At 50.3% G+C, this 17,818-nt stretch carries 15 protein-coding genes and 1 tRNA gene; 7 read left to right on the top strand and 9 right to left on the bottom strand.

The window, feature by feature from the left end; translation table 11 throughout:
- Positions 1-37: 37 nt before the first annotated feature.
- Positions 38-1,492: a S1C family serine protease gene (locus DXA93_RS16410; protein ID WP_119208804.1), complete on the bottom strand. Its 1,455-nt coding sequence runs from the start codon at positions 1,490-1,492 to the stop codon at positions 38-40.
- Between the two features lie 501 nt (positions 1,493-1,993).
- Between DXA93_RS16410 and DXA93_RS16405 the strand changes: the two genes are divergently transcribed.
- The 4 genes from DXA93_RS16405 to DXA93_RS16390 all read left to right on the top strand — a co-directional run bounded on the left by DXA93_RS16405 (position 1,994) and on the right by DXA93_RS16390 (position 7,121).
- On the top strand, positions 1,994-4,369 hold the full coding sequence (locus DXA93_RS16405) for an endonuclease MutS2 (protein ID WP_119208802.1): 2,376 nt from the start codon (positions 1,994-1,996) through the stop codon (positions 4,367-4,369).
- A gap of 74 nt (positions 4,370-4,443) precedes the next feature.
- Positions 4,444-5,148, top strand: coding sequence for a response regulator transcription factor (locus DXA93_RS16400; protein ID WP_022461607.1), 705 nt, complete (start codon positions 4,444-4,446; stop codon positions 5,146-5,148).
- On the top strand, positions 5,148-6,566 hold the full coding sequence (locus DXA93_RS16395; protein WP_022461606.1) for a sensor histidine kinase: 1,419 nt from the start codon (positions 5,148-5,150) through the stop codon (positions 6,564-6,566). Before DXA93_RS16400 ends, DXA93_RS16395 begins: the two co-directional genes overlap by 1 nt.
- A 63-nt stretch (positions 6,567-6,629) precedes the next feature.
- Positions 6,630-7,121 (top strand): CinA family protein, encoded by a 492-nt coding sequence (locus DXA93_RS16390; protein WP_022461605.1) that lies wholly within the window; start codon positions 6,630-6,632, stop codon positions 7,119-7,121.
- Between the two features lie 42 nt (positions 7,122-7,163).
- On the opposite strand, the gene trmL is transcribed toward DXA93_RS16390, so the two are convergent.
- The 6 genes from trmL to DXA93_RS16365 all read right to left on the bottom strand — a co-directional run bounded on the left by trmL (position 7,164) and on the right by DXA93_RS16365 (position 13,135).
- Entirely contained in the window at positions 7,164-7,664 is a 501-nt protein-coding gene (gene trmL / locus DXA93_RS16385) for a tRNA (uridine(34)/cytosine(34)/5-carboxymethylaminomethyluridine(34)-2'-O)-methyltransferase TrmL (RefSeq protein WP_117509323.1), read from the bottom strand.
- A gap of 32 nt (positions 7,665-7,696) precedes the next feature.
- Complete coding sequence (locus tag DXA93_RS16380) at positions 7,697-8,677, bottom strand: AIR synthase-related protein (RefSeq protein WP_158583309.1); 981 nt, start codon at positions 8,675-8,677, stop codon at positions 7,697-7,699.
- 135 nt (positions 8,678-8,812) lie between these two features.
- Positions 8,813-10,366 (bottom strand): VanW family protein, encoded by a 1,554-nt coding sequence (locus DXA93_RS16375; RefSeq protein ID WP_119208798.1) that lies wholly within the window; start codon positions 10,364-10,366, stop codon positions 8,813-8,815.
- A gap of 55 nt (positions 10,367-10,421) precedes the next feature.
- A complete protein-coding gene (locus tag DXA93_RS17900) occupies positions 10,422-10,580 on the bottom strand; it encodes a hypothetical protein (RefSeq protein ID WP_022462412.1) in 159 nt (52 codons plus the stop codon).
- Positions 10,581-10,604: 24 nt separating this feature from the next.
- Positions 10,605-11,342: a 3'-5' exonuclease gene (locus tag DXA93_RS16370; protein WP_055220616.1), complete on the bottom strand. Its 738-nt coding sequence runs from the start codon at positions 11,340-11,342 to the stop codon at positions 10,605-10,607.
- A 41-nt stretch (positions 11,343-11,383) separates the two neighbouring features.
- Positions 11,384-13,135 carry a B12-binding domain-containing radical SAM protein gene (locus tag DXA93_RS16365; RefSeq protein ID WP_119208796.1) on the bottom strand — a complete coding sequence of 584 codons (1,752 nt, stop codon included), beginning with the start codon at positions 13,133-13,135 and terminating at the stop codon, positions 11,384-11,386.
- A 180-nt stretch (positions 13,136-13,315) separates the two neighbouring features.
- Between DXA93_RS16365 and DXA93_RS16360 the strand changes: the two genes are divergently transcribed.
- Positions 13,316-13,388: transfer RNA gene (locus tag DXA93_RS16360), tRNA-Phe, on the top strand.
- A 169-nt stretch (positions 13,389-13,557) separates the two neighbouring features.
- Here the strand turns inward: DXA93_RS16360 and DXA93_RS16355 are convergent.
- Complete coding sequence (locus DXA93_RS16355) at positions 13,558-14,178, bottom strand: sugar O-acetyltransferase (protein WP_022462409.1); 621 nt, start codon at positions 14,176-14,178, stop codon at positions 13,558-13,560.
- Entirely contained in the window at positions 14,178-14,522 is a 345-nt protein-coding gene (locus tag DXA93_RS16350) for an MATE family efflux transporter (protein ID WP_117509327.1), read from the bottom strand. The genes DXA93_RS16355 and DXA93_RS16350 overlap by 1 nt, the downstream gene beginning before the upstream one ends.
- Positions 14,523-14,652: 130 nt before the next feature.
- Here DXA93_RS16350 and DXA93_RS16345 point away from each other — a divergent pair, with 130 nt between their 5' ends.
- Both DXA93_RS16345 and DXA93_RS16340 read left to right on the top strand, forming a co-directional pair.
- Positions 14,653-15,561: an AraC family transcriptional regulator gene (locus DXA93_RS16345; protein ID WP_117509328.1), complete on the top strand. Its 909-nt coding sequence runs from the start codon at positions 14,653-14,655 to the stop codon at positions 15,559-15,561.
- A gap of 151 nt (positions 15,562-15,712) precedes the next feature.
- Positions 15,713-17,665 carry a glycoside hydrolase family 31 protein gene (locus DXA93_RS16340; RefSeq protein WP_118741629.1) on the top strand — a complete coding sequence of 651 codons (1,953 nt, stop codon included), beginning with the start codon at positions 15,713-15,715 and terminating at the stop codon, positions 17,663-17,665.
- The last annotated feature ends 153 nt before the right edge of the window (positions 17,666-17,818 follow it).

Here is a 17,818-nt window from a genome sequence, read left to right as displayed (position 1 = left end):
AAAACCGGCTTTTTCTGCTCCCGAAAGCCTCTGTTTTTTATACTTCCCCCATCGTCACATCAAACGTCATCTCCGCATACCCTTCAGCGCCTTTCCGCATCGCCGTCACGGTAACCACGTCTCCTGTGCTGTATTTGCCAAGCTGTTCATGGTACTGTTTGATCGTCTCAACCTTGTGCTCCCCGACCTTTACAATCACATCGTACTCTTTCATGCCCGCCATCATCGCCGGAGAATCGTCTGCGACGCGGCTGATGAGAACGCCTTTTGGAATGCCGGTTTTATCGGAAAGTTCTTCTGTGACATCCTGTCCGCGGATGCCGATATACGCGCGGCTCACGTTGTTGGAAAGATTTTCGATCAGCTTTTTGATCTGGGAAATCGCAATGCCCGTCACCACGTTGTTTCCCTTGGCACTGTAACTCTGCGCAATAATGCCGACGATTTCGCCGTCAAGATTTACCAGAATGCCGCTGCCGTCCGTGCTGCCGAGGATGTCGGTGGTCAGCAGATTGTACTCATTGTCCAGCGCGGAAATCTTGTTCGTAACCGAAGTCACCACACCATACGCAATCGAATTGCTGTAGCCGACCGGGCTTCCGACAGCCACGACCGGGTCACCCTGGCTGACGAGATACGAACTGCCGAGCGGCGCAACCGCAAGACCGTCCCGTGTTTCCTCATCCAGCTTCGATTCATCCACCTTCACAATCGTAAGGCCGGTGCTCGGATCGTGGCGCTGGTATGTGGCATCCACCATCGTCTCGTCCCAGAAGGTGACCTGAATCCGCTCCACATTTTCCACGATGCGGTATTCCGTCAGAATAAAGAGATCCTGCCCGTTGTCCGCAACAATCAGACCGGAAATCTGCTGCTGGTTTTCATAGTTCTGGTTAAAATAGTCCATCTGATTGGTAATGCCGATGACGGTAACCAGCGCTCGTTTTGATTTTTCCGTTACTTCCAGCATATCCTGGTAGAGCGCTTCATAATTTTTCAGGCTGCTGTCCTTTTCCTCCGTATCCGTTTCCCCATCGACACTGGAAACCTCGCTGCCCTCCTCCGGCTCTTCGAAAGTGCTGCTTTCCGTTCCCTCTGCCGCTCCATTCTCCTCTGTGCTTTCGGAAACCGTACTTTCGGATACACTGCTTTCTGAAGTACTGCTATCCACTGTAGAACTGCTGATTTCCGAACCGGAGCCGCTGCTGTCTACCGACGCACTCGCCGAAGATGCGGTAATTGTCTCATCCGGCTCCTGTCCGCTGTTTGGATCCTCATCTCCCGGGATATCCACTTTCGCCGGCGGCTCTTCCCTGGTAACTGCTTCTGCAATCTTTGGCTCTGTCACCGCAAATACCGCAGCCGCAACCAGACCGCCAAGCGCCGCAAGTGCCAGCCATCCGGCAATCAGAAGAACAATCTTTTTCCAGTCGGGCGGCTGCTTTTTGATGCTCTCTTTCATGAATTTGTAAGGTTTTGGGTCATTTTCCATACATTTCTTTCTCCATACATCTGTATTCCATACCGAACTGCTCTGCGCATATGCGCTTCCGCAATCTTCACATATATAAAAAACTTTACCAGATAGATATGAACATTTTATGAAGACTGTTACATTTTTTTCTCATTTGCGCAACATCCTGCATTTTCTCGTTCTTGGGGTTTCTTTCTTTCCTTTTTTAAGGTATAATTGGGGGAGTGGAAAAACCTGTGACCCACATTCCACTTCCGGTCTGTACTTCCCGTGCAGATATATGATCAGATCGCTACTGTTCACTCAGCAGTGAAACACTTGCTGTTTCGCTGCGTAAGAAAGTGATTCAGGTGTGAGCAGCCCTCCTTTTGCGAAGCAAAACTTTAAATGAGGGCTGCGAATGTTACAGTTCGCAGGGTACCTGTGAACTGTAACATCAGATCCGTGCGGTATTGCATCAAAAATACCGCGTTATCTGTAGACAATGACTGAATTATGAATTACGAAAAGGTAAGTATTATGAATCAGAAAGCATTAAAAACGCTCGAATACGACAAAATTATCGAACAACTGGCTTCGTATGCCAGTTCTCCGCTGGGCCGGAAGAAATGTCTGGAACTCGTTCCTTCCTCTTCCCTTTCCCAGATTACACGGATGCAGCACGAAACACACGACGCGCTCACCCGGCTCTTTAAAAAAGGCCACATTTCCTTTGGTGATGCCAAAGATATCCGCGGCGCATTAAAGCGTCTCGAAATCGGCAGCTCCATGAACATCACGGAGCTTCTGCAGACCGCCGCACTTCTGGAAAACACGGCACGCGTCAAAGCGTACGGCCGCCGCGAAAATGCGGACCAGACGCCGGACAGCCTCGAAGATCTCTTCGAAACACTGGAGCCTCTGACGCTGCTTTCCACGGAAATCCGCCGCTGTATTCTCTCCGAGGATGAAATCAGCGATGATGCAAGCCCGAATCTACGCCGCATCCGTCGTTCCATCAAATCGTGTGAGGAAAAAATCCACAGCCAGTTAATCTCGCTCGTCAACGGTTCCTACCGCACGTATCTGCAGGATGCCGTCATCACGATGCGCGACGGCCGCTACTGTATCCCGATCAAATCCGAGTACAAAGGCCAGGTTCCTGGCATGGTACATGACCAGTCCTCGACCGGTTCCACCTTCTTTGTCGAGCCGATGGCCGTTGTCAAACTGAACAACGATATCCGTGAGCTGGAAATTGAAGAAGAAAAAGAAATCGAGGTCATCCTCTCTACGTTGAGTGCCCAGGCAGACCTGCACCGCGATGAGATCCGTTACGACCTCGAAAACATGGTAGAGCTTGACTTCATCTTCGCGCGCGCCGCTCTTGCAATGGAGCAGAACGCCAATGAGCCGATCTTCAACACCGAAGGTAAAATCCACCTGCGCAAGGCACGCCACCCGCTGATCAATGCGAAAAAAGTCGTTCCGATTGATCTGTCGCTCGGCGAAGATTTCGACCTTCTGATCGTCACAGGACCGAATACCGGCGGTAAAACGGTTTCCTTAAAGACGGTCGGACTCTTAACACTGATGGGCCAGTCCGGACTTCACATTCCGGCACTCGACCGCTCCTCCCTTTCCGTTTTCGACGAGGTTTACGCCGATATCGGTGATGAGCAGAGCATCGAGCAGTCGTTGAGTACCTTCTCCTCCCACATGACGAATGTGGTTTCCTTCCTCGACAAGGCAGACCGCAATTCCCTCGTCCTGTTCGATGAGCTCGGCGCCGGTACCGACCCGACAGAGGGCGCGGCGCTTGCCATCGCGATCCTCTCTACGCTCCACGAGCGCGGCATCCGCACCATGGCAACGACACACTACAGTGAACTGAAAATCTATGCCTTATCCACACCGGGCGTGGAGAATGCCTGCTGTGAATTCGATGTCGAGACTTTAAGCCCGACATACCGCCTGCTCGTCGGCGTTCCTGGAAAGAGTAATGCGTTTGCGATTTCCAGCAAACTCGGCCTGCCGGACTACATCATCAACAAGGCAAAAGACGAAATCAGCGAGCAGGATGAATCGTTTGAGGACGTTCTGACCACTCTCGAGCAGAACCGGATCACGCTGGAACGCGAAAAAGAAGAGCTTGCCCGCACCCGCGCGGAAGTCGAATCCCTGAAGCAGAGCCTTGCCAAGAATCAGGAACAGATCGACGCAAGAAAAGAAAAGATGATCTCCAATGCAACCGAGGAGGCACAGAGAATTCTCCGCGAGGCGAAGGAATACGCCGACCAGACGATGCGCGATTTCCAGAAATTTGGAAAAGAGAATGTTTCCGTCCGCGAAATGGAGCAGAAACGTACCGCTCTGCGTGAAAAGATGAACAAGCTCGATAAGAAAAAGGCGAAGGAAGTACCGAAGCGCACCGGAAATCTCCGCCCGCAGGATCTTCATCTCGGCGATGCCGTCAAAGTCTTAAGCATGAATCTCAAAGGTACTGTCAGCACCCGCCCGGATTCGAAGGGAAATCTCTTCGTCCAGATGGGTATCATGCGGACCAAAGTGCATATCTCCGACCTTGTGCTGATCGACGAGGCTGTCATCACCGGCCCGTCCATCTCCCGCACAAGCAGCGGAAAATCGAAGCTTTCCAAGGCTGCCACGATTTCTACCGAGATCAATCTGCTCGGAAAAACGGTGGATGAAGCGGTTGCCGAACTCGACAAATATCTCGATGACGCTTATCTCTCCCATCTGCCGAGTGTCCGCGTTGTCCACGGAAAAGGAACGGGCGCACTGCGGAAAGGCATTCACAATTATCTGCGCCGCCAGAAACACGTAGCGGACTTCCATTTAGCGGAATTCGGCGAGGGCGATGCCGGCGTTACGATTGTTACGTTTAAGAAATAAAAACTCAGGAAAATATGGGACGGAACGCATACTGTATGCGGTTCCGTCCTGTCCCCAGTGAAGGAGAATCTTTTATGGCTTCCAAACAGAAAATTCTGATCGTCGATGACGATAACAATATCGCAGAACTGATTTCTCTCTATCTGACCAAGGAATGCTATGACACAAAAATTGTAAACGATGGAGAAGAGGCTGTCCGGGAGTTTCACTCCTTCCAGCCGAACCTGATTCTGCTCGACCTGATGCTGCCCGGCATGGACGGCTACCAGGTCTGCCGCGAAATCCGGCACGATTCCGATGTTCCGATCATCATGCTCTCGGCAAAGGGCGAGGTGTTCGACAAAGTCCTCGGCCTGGAACTCGGCGCGGATGACTACATCATCAAACCATTTGATTCCAAGGAGCTCGTTGCCCGTGTGAAAGCAGTGCTGCGGAGATTTCAGCCATCACGCACGATCCCGGTGTCCGCGACCGCAGGAAAATGTGTCGAGTACCCGGATCTTATCATCAACCAGACGAACTATTCCGTCATTTACCAGGGCCGCACCGTCGATATGCCGCCGAAGGAACTGGAGCTTCTCTACTTCCTTGCTTCCTCACCAAACCAGGTCTTTACGCGAGAACAGCTCCTCGACCATATCTGGGGCTATGAGTACATCGGCGATACCCGCACGGTAGACGTTCATATCAAACGTCTCCGCGAAAAAATCAAGGACCATGCCTCCTGGGCCATCACGACGGTCTGGGGCATCGGTTACAAGTTTGAGGTTAAAAAATAATGCGACGCACGCTTTACCGGAAATTAATTCTCATTTATGTCATTCTCGCCATTGCCGGCTTTACGCTGATCTCAACGGTCGGCTCCCGCATGGTGGAGGACAGTCTGGTCTCCAGCGCGAGCACCAGTCTGTACCGGGAGGCCACGCAGATCGCTTCCAAACAGGGCGACCTTTATTACCACAGTGAGCGTTCCCTGACGGATCTTTACAATTCGCTCAGTGCACTGGCTTCCTATCACAATTCCCAGATCTGGCTCATCAGCGCAGACGGGGAAATTCTGCTGAACACGGCAGCTGCACTCGATGAGGAAAACCCGGAGATCATCGACGGTTTTGATCCAGTTGCGCTCGGCAGCGAGTATTACAGCACGGGAACGTTTTTCGGCTATTTCGAAGACAAGATGCTGAGCGTCATGGTTCCCGTCACCTCCGATTTCCGGATCAATGGCTATGTCGCCATCCACCTTCCGCTGCAGGACGTCTATCAGCAGAGGGAAAGTCTGCTGGCACGGATTGATTTTCTGTTCCTGCTCGTGTTCGGACTCTCGTTTGTGATTCTGATCTTTTTCTCCCTCGTCGTGTACCGGCCGCTGAAAAAGATCATCAACGGTGCAAAGGAGTATGCCTCCGGCAACCTGACCCACAAAATTGATGTTAAATCTCACGATGAGATGGGGTATCTCGCTTCCACGCTGAACTACATGTCCGGCGAGCTGAACAAGACCGGCGAATACCAGCGGAAATTTGTGGCGAACGTCTCTCACGACTTCCGCTCACCGCTGACCTCGATCAAAGGCTACGTGGAGGCAATCCTAGACGGAACGATTCCGCCGGAAATGCAGGAAAAATATCTGAAAATCGTTCTGTTTGAGACAGAACGGCTGCACAAGCTGACGCAGAGCCTGCTGACGCTGAACGACATCGACGATAAAGGGAATATGCTCGATCTGACCTCGTTTGACATCAACGCCGTCATCAAGGATACCGCCGCTTCGTTTGAGGGAACCTGCACAAAAAAGCGGATTTCCATTTCACTGATCCTCGCATCGCGCACCTTATACGTCTGCGCCGATATGGGAAAAATCCAGCAGGTGCTGTACAATCTCATTGATAATGCAATCAAATTCAGCAACAACGATTCCACCATCACAGTTGAGACAACGGAGAAGCACGGTAAAGTCTTCGTCTCCGTCAAGGACACCGGCTGCGGCATTCCAAAGGCAAGCATCACGAAAATCTGGGAGCGCTTCTACAAGCTCGACGCCTCCCGCGGCAAGGACCGCAAAGGAACGGGACTTGGGCTTTCGATCGTCAAAGAGATCATCACTGCGCATAACCAGAATATCAATGTCATCAGTACAGAGGGCGTTGGTACCGAATTTATCTTTACACTCGCCAAAGGCGAAGCACCAAAATAAGCCCCTCCGCCGAGGGGCTTTTTTGCCAGACATATCAAACTAACTCTGGAGGTAATTTTCACTATGAACCCAAACACCATTGATTCCATCATCAAACAGCTCATTGCATCCCACACCACCATTTCCACCATGGAAAGCTGCACTTCCGGTCTGATCGCCTCCCTGATCACCGACACCGAAGGCGCCTCCGCCATTTTCCCCGGCGGCTACGTCACGTATCTGAACGAAACCAAAGTCCTCGTCGGCGTCGACCCTTCCGTCATCGAAATCCACGGCGTCTACTCCCCCGAATGCGCCGAAGCCATGGCCCGCACAGTACAAGAAAACCTGCACACCGCCATCGCCATCGGAATCACCGGCACAACCGGAAATCTCGACCCCAACAACGCTGACAGCGTACAGGGCGTCGTCTACTTCTGTATTTTATACAAAGCCCAAGCCCACACCTTCACCTTCCAGACCAACGTCTCCGGCATGACCCGCCACGAAATCAAACAGCTTTACGCAGAGCAGGTCTTTGCCGAATTGGAAATGATCTTAACTTCTTCCTTATAAAAAGAATGCAGCTCCGTCTACGATCACCAGAGTCCCGTCCGTCTACCTCCACTCATGCGTCCGCAAATGCCCCGCGAGCTGCATATGGTCAAAGTTATTCTGCCGCAGTGCCTCGTACAGTACGATCGCCACGGAATTTGAAAGGTTCAGCGACCGAATATCATTAATCATCGGAATCCGCACCGCCGTCTCCTGATTATCGTACAGAATATCCTCCGGAATCCCCGCGCTTTCCTTTCCGAACATGATAAAGCAGTCCTCTTCATACTGCACATCCACATACGTCTGCGGCCCCTTCGTCGTCGCATAGTAAATCTTCGCCCCCGGATTTTTCTCCAGAAAATCCTCGTAACTCTCATACACTGTCACATCCAGCTTCGACCAGTAATCCAGCCCCGCGCGCCTGACCGCCTTGTCCGAAATATCAAACCCCAGCGGCTTAATCAGATGCAGCCTCGTCCCCGTCGCCACACACGTCCGTCCGATATTACCTGTATTTGCTGGAATCTCCGGCTCATGAAGAACAATATTCAAATGTGCCATTTTACCAATCACTCCTGTCGTATATTTAAGCCTTATCTGCCAACCCGGTACATCTCATCCATCTGCGGCTTATCCAGATACCTGACCTCTTCCCCGTTCCGGAGAATCCTCTCCTTCCCGGATGTCGTCCGCCCAATCACCGCCGATGGAATCCCTTCGAGTGCCATTTTCTGCACCAGCCCCTCGCCGTCCGCCGCCGCAATCAGCAGCGCCCCCGTCGAAAGCATCTGATACGGATTCACCCCGAAAAATTCACAGATCTCCACCGTCTCCTGCTGGATCGGAATCCTCTTCAGCGCCACATCAAGCCCGATACCCGCGCCGTCCGCCATCTCCCAGAGCGCCCCGAAAATCCCGCCCTCCGAGAGATCCTGCATCGCAGCCGCACCGTGCTCGATCGCAATCTCCGCCTCACGGCAGACAGAGTAATCCTCCGAAAAATCCGCCGCCCCATGGATAAATCCCGGAGAAAATCTCGTCAGAAGCTCATCCCTTCTTGTCTTTGCCAGATAAGACACCGCGCCAAGCGCAATCCCCTTCGTCACGACAAGATCCAAATCCGCTGTCACACACGACGGATCAAACAGCCCAGCACGCGTTGTCCCGCCTGCCGCCGTCACGGTAAGCACCGGATACAAAACCCCGTCCGTCACCTCCGTATGCCCGCCGATCACCGCAGTTCCATACCGCACACACGCACCGTCAACCGCCCGCATCAGCTCCTTTAAATCCTTTTCTTCCATCGCCTCCGGCAGCATCAGCGACACCAGCACTCCTTTTGCCGATGCCCCCGCCGCGGCCACACTGTTGCACACCCGGCAGACCGCGAGCACCGCGTCCTCCGGATCCTTCACCAGCACCGGCGCACACGAAAACACCTGCGTCTCCTTTTCTCCTGCAAGTGCCGATACCCCGCGTCCGACCGCCGGCCCTGCTGCGTCCTCTCTTTTCTGCCCCAGCATCTTAAACACCGAGCGCACCAGCACGCTCTGCTGTAATTTACCCTTTCGCATCCCTTGTCCTCCTCGAACTTCCTGTTTCAAACGAAAAAGCAGACGGAATCCGTACTCCTTTTCCCTCTGCTTTCCCATTTTTCACGGAAAATGTTACAGTTCACTGGTTCCCAGCGAACTGTAACCAGAAAACGCCTAGTCCTCATCGTCCTCCGTTTTCTCTGTATCGCTGCTGTCGTCCGTCTTTTCCGTACCATCCGAATCCGAATCATCGCTGCTGTCTTCCTTCTTCTCCGAAGAACTCGATGACGAACTGCTCTGGCTGTATTTCGCTGCAACTTCCTTTGCTTTTGCAAGATCATTTGCCGCAATCGCCGCCTGCATTTCCGCACGCGCCGCTGCATTGTCCGTCTTTGTTCCCACGGTATAGACATCCGATGTCATGCGGTAAGTGCTGGAATTCACCTGCTCCTTCGTCTCATTTCCATTGTCATTCACAATCTTCCACAGCCGCGCCGTCGAACCCTGATAGCCGTACGATGTCTGTTCAATTGTTCCAAACGATGCATTCGCATCTTCCGTCAGGCTCGGCGTCGGATCCTCCGTGTTTGTCGTCTCACTCTCATAGCGGACCGTGCGGTTCGGATCTCTCGTCTCATGGCCGTAGATGGCAAAATGCAGGGTGCTTCCGTCCGCGCTCGCCTCAATATAAATCGGCGCATCCGTATTGTTGATGAATTTCAGGTCTTTCAATCCCTCTGCAATCGCCGCATCCATCGACGGATCCACATAGTGGACAATCATGGAATGGCTGTACCGCTCCGTCACCTCAAGCTCTGCTTTTAAGACAGCAACATAGAGCGTTGTGGAAACCTGGCAGATACCGCCGCCGTACGAATCGACGACCTTGCCCATCTCATACGATGCTGCCAGTGCATAACCATTTTCCGCATCAAACGGCACAACGACCGCCTCTACGGAAAATTCCTCGCCCGGCTGTACCAGCGTTCCGTTAATCTTCTCTGCGCCGACTGCGACATTCTGTTTTCTGCCGCTCGTACCGTTGCCATACTCCGTCGTACCCTCGCCGAGCAGATCTTTGACAAGTGCAAGCTGCTCCGGATTACCGCCTGCCGGTGTTTCTTCTGTTACCAGTTCTACGCCGCCGATGCCGCCCCGCCAGCTTGTCGTCAGGTAATTGACAACCTTCGCCGTGGACTCATCCACGTTGACGCTGCATCCGGTCTGGCCCGGATTGACGATAAATTCGCCGTTTTCGCGGGTCAGCGTTGCATCTGTTGCCTCGCGGTTCAGCACGACCGTGTTGTTTTCTACCGCCTGGCGCGCTGCCTCGCCATCGACTGTATATTTCAGGGAAAACGTCACCGTCTCTCCATTTTTGAGCCGGTTCTGTGTCAGGAACCGCTTCAGTACATTGCCTTCCTGCCCGATTGTGACGGCTTCTCTTGCCACCTCCGGGTTGGCACAGGAAAGTCCGAGATCCCCTGCTGTCACCTGTGCATTCTGCTCTCCGGCAGACAGGTTGATAACCGAGGGTTTTAACTGTTCAATTTTGTCGTTTACTGCCTGTGTGATCTGCTCTTCGGTCATACCGCCGACGGAAATGTCTTCTACATAGATTCCGTCCAGCGCTGTCCGGCCATCCGCTTTGACTGGTTCTGCCAGAAAGCAGAATGCGAATGCGATAAGCATCACCAGCAGGCCTCTCATTTTTCTGCTGTTTTTCATACTGTGCCTCTTCTTGATCCGTTTCCCATTTCACTCTGTCTTTTACAGAATCTCTTTACACCAGCCATAAAAGTGCTGGAAGAACCATACCAAGCACCATAACCACTGCAAGAATCAATGCCAGTATCTTTGCTGCATTTCTCTTCTTTGCCAGCGGATCTTTCTTCTTTTTCTGTGCCTCTGTCGGGGCTTTTCGATTGACTTTATTACTCATCGTTCCATCCTTTCTTTTTCTCTTCTATTTTTTCTCAGTTCTCTGTCGTTTTTCCATTCTTCCATGTGCCAGAATAATCTGATCGATCATGCGGGATGCACGGCTTTTTGTGAGTGCTCCCCACTCCGGTTCGAGATCCAGCTCATGGTACCGGATCAGATCCGCCAGATATTTTTTCTGTGCCTCCGTCGCCGGAACCTCACGTTTCATTTTGGCCTTCAGAGGCGCTGCGGCAAACCATTCCGGGTGATCTTCCGAAAATCCTTCTTCCAGTTTTCGGAACAGTGCCAGCGTTTCCAGCACATCGTCCATTGCACGGTGTGCGTGTTCCCGCGGGATCTGATAGTAGCCGCAGAGTGCTTCAAGGCTTCTGCTCTCCAGATCCGGGAGGGCTTTCCGTGCAATTTTCAACGTATCCCACGCTTCTTTTTCAAAGTCCAGACGGGCATTTATCGCTGCCTGCTTGATGAAGCTGTAATCGAACAGAATATTGTGCCCCAGAAGCGGCAGGCCGCCGCAGAAATCCAGAAAGCCGCGGACAGCAGTCTCCACATCGGGCGCATTCGCAATCATCTCATCCCGGATTCCGGTGAGTTCCGTGATCCGCTCCGGCACTTTTCTGCCCGGATTGACGAAAGTCTCATACGATGCCGTGACCTCTCCGCCCTGCACTTTTACTGCACCGATCTCCAGAATCTGGTCTTCCTTTACAGAAAGACCCGTTGTCTCAAGATCGAGCACTACAAAATCTTGTATTTTCATCTTTTATTACCTTTTCTAGTATCTCATGTTCTTTTGAAATGTCAAGCGTAAAAAAGCTCACTACAGTCGATCATCTCCGCATTTCCCGTCAGCGGATCGCGCTTCTGATAATCAAACAGGAGTACCGTACGCGCCTTTTCCCCGTTTCCGAGCACATCGTAATCAAAAACTTCCACATGCGTCATGCGCTGCAGCTGCTTCCAATCGTATGTCGTATACGATGGCAGAAGCGTTCTCGTTTCGGCTTCCTTCTGGTAAAAATCACGCGACTCGTTTTTCCATTCCGACGGATCCTTTGCAAAATGCGGCCGCGTCTTCATATTTTCCCGCGCATACAGATCGAGTACCATCATCTGGCGGAAGAATGCTTCGTCCTGCTGTTTTTCGTCCCGTAAAAACTCGAGCAGAATTTCATACCGCTGGATCCGGTTATGCGCCGCCTCACTGTAGCCCTTCGCCCGGTAGAAATCACCGAGTTCCTGGAAGAAGTCGAACGGGTTCTCATACAACCGCTCGATCATCGGCAGCGTGTGGACAAACTGACCGCTGTTGTAATAGACTTCTACCATCTCTTCCACGTCTTTCAGTTTCAGCACATCATCATACGGCAACCATTTTGTATAAAGCACCTCATACGGCTCCCGTTCCTGATAATGGCAGTCATATTCTTTCGTATGCTCATACATAAAGGAGCCTCGAAGCACTTTTAAAAATCCGAGCTGCAGCTGCTGCGGCCGGAGCGCATAGACATCCGCAAAAGAACGGCGGAAACTTGCATAGTCCTCGTAGGGAAGTCCCGCAATCAGGTCCAGATGCTGGTGGATGTTTCTTCCTTTCGCAATCCGATTGACAATCTCTGTCACTTTTCCAAAATCCATCTTCCGGTGAATTGCCTCGATCGTCTGCGGATTCGTAGACTGCACGCCGATCTCGAGCTGTACGAGTCCCGGCCGCAGCGTATTCAAAAGTTCCAGCTCTTCTTCCGTAATCAGATCGGCAGCAATTTCAAAATGGAAATTTGTCACACCATTATCATGTTCTGCGATGAATTTCCAGATCGCCATTGCGTGATCTTTTTTGCAGTTGAAGGTACGATCTACAAATTTAACCTGCGGTACCTTCTGCTCCAAAAAGAAGGCAAGCTCCTTTTTTACGAGACCGAGATTTCGGAACCGGAGCCTTTTATCAATGGAAGAAAGGCAGTAGCTGCACGAGAACGGACAGCCACGGCTCGACTCATAATAAATGATGCGGTTCTCAAATTTTTTCAGGTTTGCATAGGGAAAATCCACCTCGGACAGATCCATAACCGGACGCCACGGGTTGCTTTTGACTGCACCGTCTGCATCACGGTATGTAATGCCATGGATCTCCTCCAGCGTTTTCCCCTCCATCCCATTCTCCTGGTTCTGATAATAAACTGCTATTTCCCGGAAAGTCACTTCTCCCTCGCCTTTCATAATTCCGGCAAGGAACGGATACTGCTCCAGCATCTCCTCTGCATGGTACGAAACCTCCGGCCCGCCAAGCCAGATCTTTGTTTTCGGACTGATTTTATGATATTCTGTAATCAGATCCTCTACGATTGATATATTCCAGATGTAGCAGGAAACGCAGACAACGTCTGCACGCGCCAGAAACAGGCTTCGCAACATGGAATCCTTTGACTGATTGATCGTAAATTCGCGGATCTCCGGGAACACGCCGGCTTTCTCCGCGCTCGCCTGCAGTGTATAAACTGCGAGATTGGAATGAATATATTTTGCGTTGACCGCAGTCAGAATAATTTTCATAATCTTTCTAATACTTCTCCTTGGTTCCTCTTTGCATATCTTTTATACTACCACATTCTCGAACGAAAATACACCGCCATTCCTCCAAAAGCACAATTTTTTCGCGATTTTCGATAAAACAGTTGCAATTTTCGCGAATCCATGTTATATTAACAAAGGTTTCCAACAGGAAATCAAAATGCCCAGATAGCTCAGTTGGTAGAGCAGAGGACTGAAAATCCTCGTGTCGCTGGTTCGATTCCGGCTCTGGGCATTTTTTGCTGCACAAAAGCAGGATTCACATTTTTTGCCACAGCAAAATCTGGCAGAATCTCCTGTCTCCCTATCGCAAAAAAACTCTGCACCGCATCCCCGGAAATTCCCGGATGGATACGGTACAGAGTTTTTTTCATCGCATAACTGCCCAAGAAAGCTTTTCGTTTTTACAGATTTTTGATGACCTCCCATGCTTCATCATCAAATTTTCTATCTCTGAAATAGTACTGTTTATCTTCTTCGGTAATCTTCCGAATGACTTTACACGGATTTCCTGCTGCAATCGACCAGTCCGGAATGTCCTTTGTTACAACACTTCCGCCGCCGATAACAACGTTATCTCCGATATGTACGCCTGGTAAAATAACGGTATTTCCGCCAATCCAGACATTATCTCCGATGGTAACTTCAATGCCGTATTCATACGCACTGTTTCTTGCCGCCGGATGCACCGGATGACCTGCAGTATAGATGGCAACGTTCGGCGCCATCTGGCAGTTGTCTCCGATTTTTACCTTTGCCACATCGAGAATGGTGCAGTTATAATTTGCAAAGAAATTTTTTCCAACCTCAATATGAAAGCCATAGTCACAGTAAAATGGCGGATTGACAAATGCACCCTCGGATTTTCCAAACAGTTCTTTTACAATGGCTGCGATTCCGTCAAAATCCGAACGGTCGATGGTGTTCAGTTTCTGCGTCAGTCTTCTCGCATTCATCTGCTGCTCCATGACCTCTGCATCGGAAATGTACGGTAACTGTCTGTCTCTTCTCTCTACGTTTTTCATTATTCTGTATCCTCCCTGGTAATATTATTCACCCACTGATATTTTTTATAGTGTCTGTATACGGCAGGAAGCTTAATCATTTCATCCAGATTCAGCAGGAAATAAACGACCATGACCGTTGTTCCGATCGTAATCGCCGCATAAAAGAGATTCAGGACAAAAGAAATCTGTGTGGCAAGCGAAACTGCAGACAGGGAATTCTGGTCCAGCGTACCGACCATTAACGCATCGGACGCACTTACCAGTGCATTCATCAGATTCTGTACAACCATCGGGATCAGCAGTGCAAGAAGTTTCCGGTAGAATTCTGGATCTTTTTTCTTGATTTCCCTCTGATTTTTCATTTCTTTTTCCTTTTTTCTGTTTTATTCCATACACGTATATGTTATAATCATATTATCTTAGGTTTTGCGTTTTTTCTACGACAATATTCCTTATTTTTTATAATAATTGTACTTTTTCACGGAGGTTTTTATGATGAATGACCCAATTACAAAAGTCATGCAGGACGCATCCGAGATCGTCCGCTACGATGAAGTCGGCATTCCGCTTTATATCCGGGAAGGACTGCTTTCTTCCTATCCGGATCACCGGGCGCTCTGCCACTGGCATGAGGATATCGAATGGGTACAGATCCGCTCCGGTCAGATGAACTACTATATCAATGGAAAAAGAGTCCTTTTAAACGCCGGGGAGGCGATTATCGTCAATTCCCGCCAGATGCACTACGGATATTCTGAAAACGGCCAGGAATGTGACTTTATCTGTATCCTGTGCCATCCGAAAATCCTCACCGCGAACAGCGTTCTGTACCAGTCTTATATTACGCCGGTGCTTTCGAATCCGGCTCTGGAATATCTTCATCTGAAGCCGGAAAATCCGGAAGATACTGAAGCGCTGCAGACCCTCCCGGAAATTCTCCGGCTGAAGAAGGAACAGCCGACCGCCTACGAAATCGAGGCTGCTGCTCTGCTTTCCCTTTTGTGGTGCCGTCTTTTGCGCACGCATCCGATGATGCCGGACGGCAACACCGCCGTCTCACAGGATCCAGATCTTCTGATCCAGCGCGATATGGTTTCCTATATTTACAGCCACTACAGTGAATCCATCAATCTGGAAGAGATCGCCGCCGCCGGAAAAGTCTGCCGCAATAAATGCTGTCAGATTTTCCGCCGCTATCTTTGCCAGAGCCCGATTGATTTTCTGAATCATTACCGTCTGGAAGTGAGCTGTCATCTGCTAAACACAACCAAAATGTCCATCGCGGAAATCTGTACCGCATGCGGTTTCAATCATCAGAGCTATTATTCCAAAATCTTTCTGCGTACTTACCATTGTACGCCGAGAGATTTCCGGAAACGCGCAGAAGTCCTGCCAACATAACCGGATTTTTTTCTGTACACGTTTTTTTGTTAAAAAAAGGAAGAATTTTGCTAGACATTTTTCCGATCCCTGTTATAATAAAATTACAAAGGTGTTGCGCTAAACCTAACCAAAACACTATATTTTCCATTTATTTTACAAGGAGGATGACATGGTAAAAAAATTTGTCTACGGAACCCCATTTGAAACCGAAGCTGTTGTAAAAGAGATCCCCTCTTCCGAAGGAAACCCGGATTATGGTACCTTCTCCACCGAGAACGGCTTCTCTTTCACTACAAAGCTTGCTGACGATGACATGGTATTCGGACTTGGCGAAGCCAATCGCGGCATCAACAAACGCGGCTTTCTTTACATCAGTGACTGCGCCGATGATCCAAATCACGTAGAGAGCAAAACCTCTCTGTATGCAGCACACAACTTCATCATCATCTCCGGCAAGACACACGTAGGATTCTTCTTCGATTATCCGGGCACCCTGCGTTTCGATATCGGCTACACGACTTCCGATACAATGACCGTTTCCTGCGAAAACGCAGATCTCTACGTTTACATGATCACCGGTGATTCCGATCTTGATATCGTAAAACAGTTCCGCGGCATCATCGGACGCAGCTACATTGCTCCGAAGTTTGCTTTCGGTTACGGTCAGAGCCGCTGGGGCTACAAAACAGAGGATGATTTCCGCACGGTAGTGAAAAAATACCGCGAAAACCATGTACCGCTCGATATGGTTTACATGGATATCGACTACATGCAGGATTACAAGGACTTCACCGTAAATGAAGAACGTTTCCCGGATTTCGAGGGCTTTGTACAGGATATGAAAAAAGAAAAGATCCATCTCGTTCCGATCATCGATGCCGGTGTGAAAGTCGAAGAGGGTTATGACATTTACGAAGAGGGCTGTGAAAAAGGCTACTTCTGCCGCCGCGAGGATGGCTCCTACTTCGAAGCTACTGTATGGCCGGGCTGGACTCATTTCCCGGATGTCTTAAATGCAGATGCCAGAAAATGGTTTGGTGACAAATACGATGTTCTCGTTTCCAAGGGAATCGATGCCTTCTGGAATGACATGAACGAGCCATCCATCTTCTATTCCCAGGAAGGCCTTGCTGATTTCAAGGAGACTGCAAAGAAATACGTGGAAGGTGATCCGGAGGTTCCGCACTACATGGTAGGCGGAAAGCTTCAGGCACTGGCAAACAACCATGAGGACTATAAACGCTTCTATCACAACGTAAACGGCGAACAGGTCCGCCATGACAAGGTACACAATCTGTTTGGCTACAACATGACACGTTCTGCAGGTGAAGCTTTTGAACGAATTTCCCCGGATAAGCGAATCCTGATGTTCTCCCGTTCTTCCTACATCGGCATGCACCGTTACGGTGGAATCTGGACCGGAGACAACTGCTCGTGGTGGTCACACATCCTGCTGAACCTGAAGATGATGCCGTCCCTCAACATGTGCGGTTTCCTCTATACCGGAGCCGACCTCGGCGGATTCGGTGCAAATACCACAAGAGACCTGCTGCTCCGCTGGCTGGCACTTGGTGTTTTCACTCCTCTGATGAGAAACCATGCTGCACTCGGAACACGTGAGCAGGAACCTTACCAGTTTGAACATATCGAAGACTTCCGCAACGTCATCGGCGTCCGCTACCGCCTCGTTCCGTATCTGTACAGCGAGTACATGAAGGCTGCTTTAAACGATGATATGTACTTCAAACCGCTTGCCTTCGTTTATCCGGACGACAAGCTGGCAAGAAATACAGAAGATCAGTTGATGATCGGTAATGAGATCATGATTGCACCGGTTTACACTCAGAATGCCATCGGCCGTTATGTATATCTGCCGGAAGAAATGATGTTTGTAAAATTCCTCGGCAATGGAAACATGTTCCAGGAGGTTCTTCCGAAAGGTATCCACTACGTAGAAGTTGCCCTGAATGAGGTTCCTCTCTTCATCCGCAAAGGCTGCGCAATCCCGGTTGCCGATTTTGCAGAATCCGTACCGGATATCAAAGAGGAAAGCATCCGCATGGTCGGATACGAAGGCGCTTCCTATGAGCGTTATACCGATGACGGAGTTTCCCGTATCTGATACAGAAAACAGTTTTTGAATCATCTCCCCCTTTGCAGGAGCTTCCCGGAGCCATCAGGTTCCGGAAGCTCCTGCAGTTTTTTCACGCAAAAAGGCGGGAACCCTCTATGTTTCTCCGGTCCGCTTTTTTCTTTTCGCTTTATTCTGTTTTCG

It is taken from the genome of Blautia sp. OF09-25XD (genome assembly GCF_003482095.1).
Classification (GTDB): Bacteria; Bacillota; Clostridia; order Lachnospirales; family Lachnospiraceae; genus Fusicatenibacter; species Fusicatenibacter saccharivorans.
This window is presented reverse-complemented; position numbering and strand designations above follow the sequence as displayed.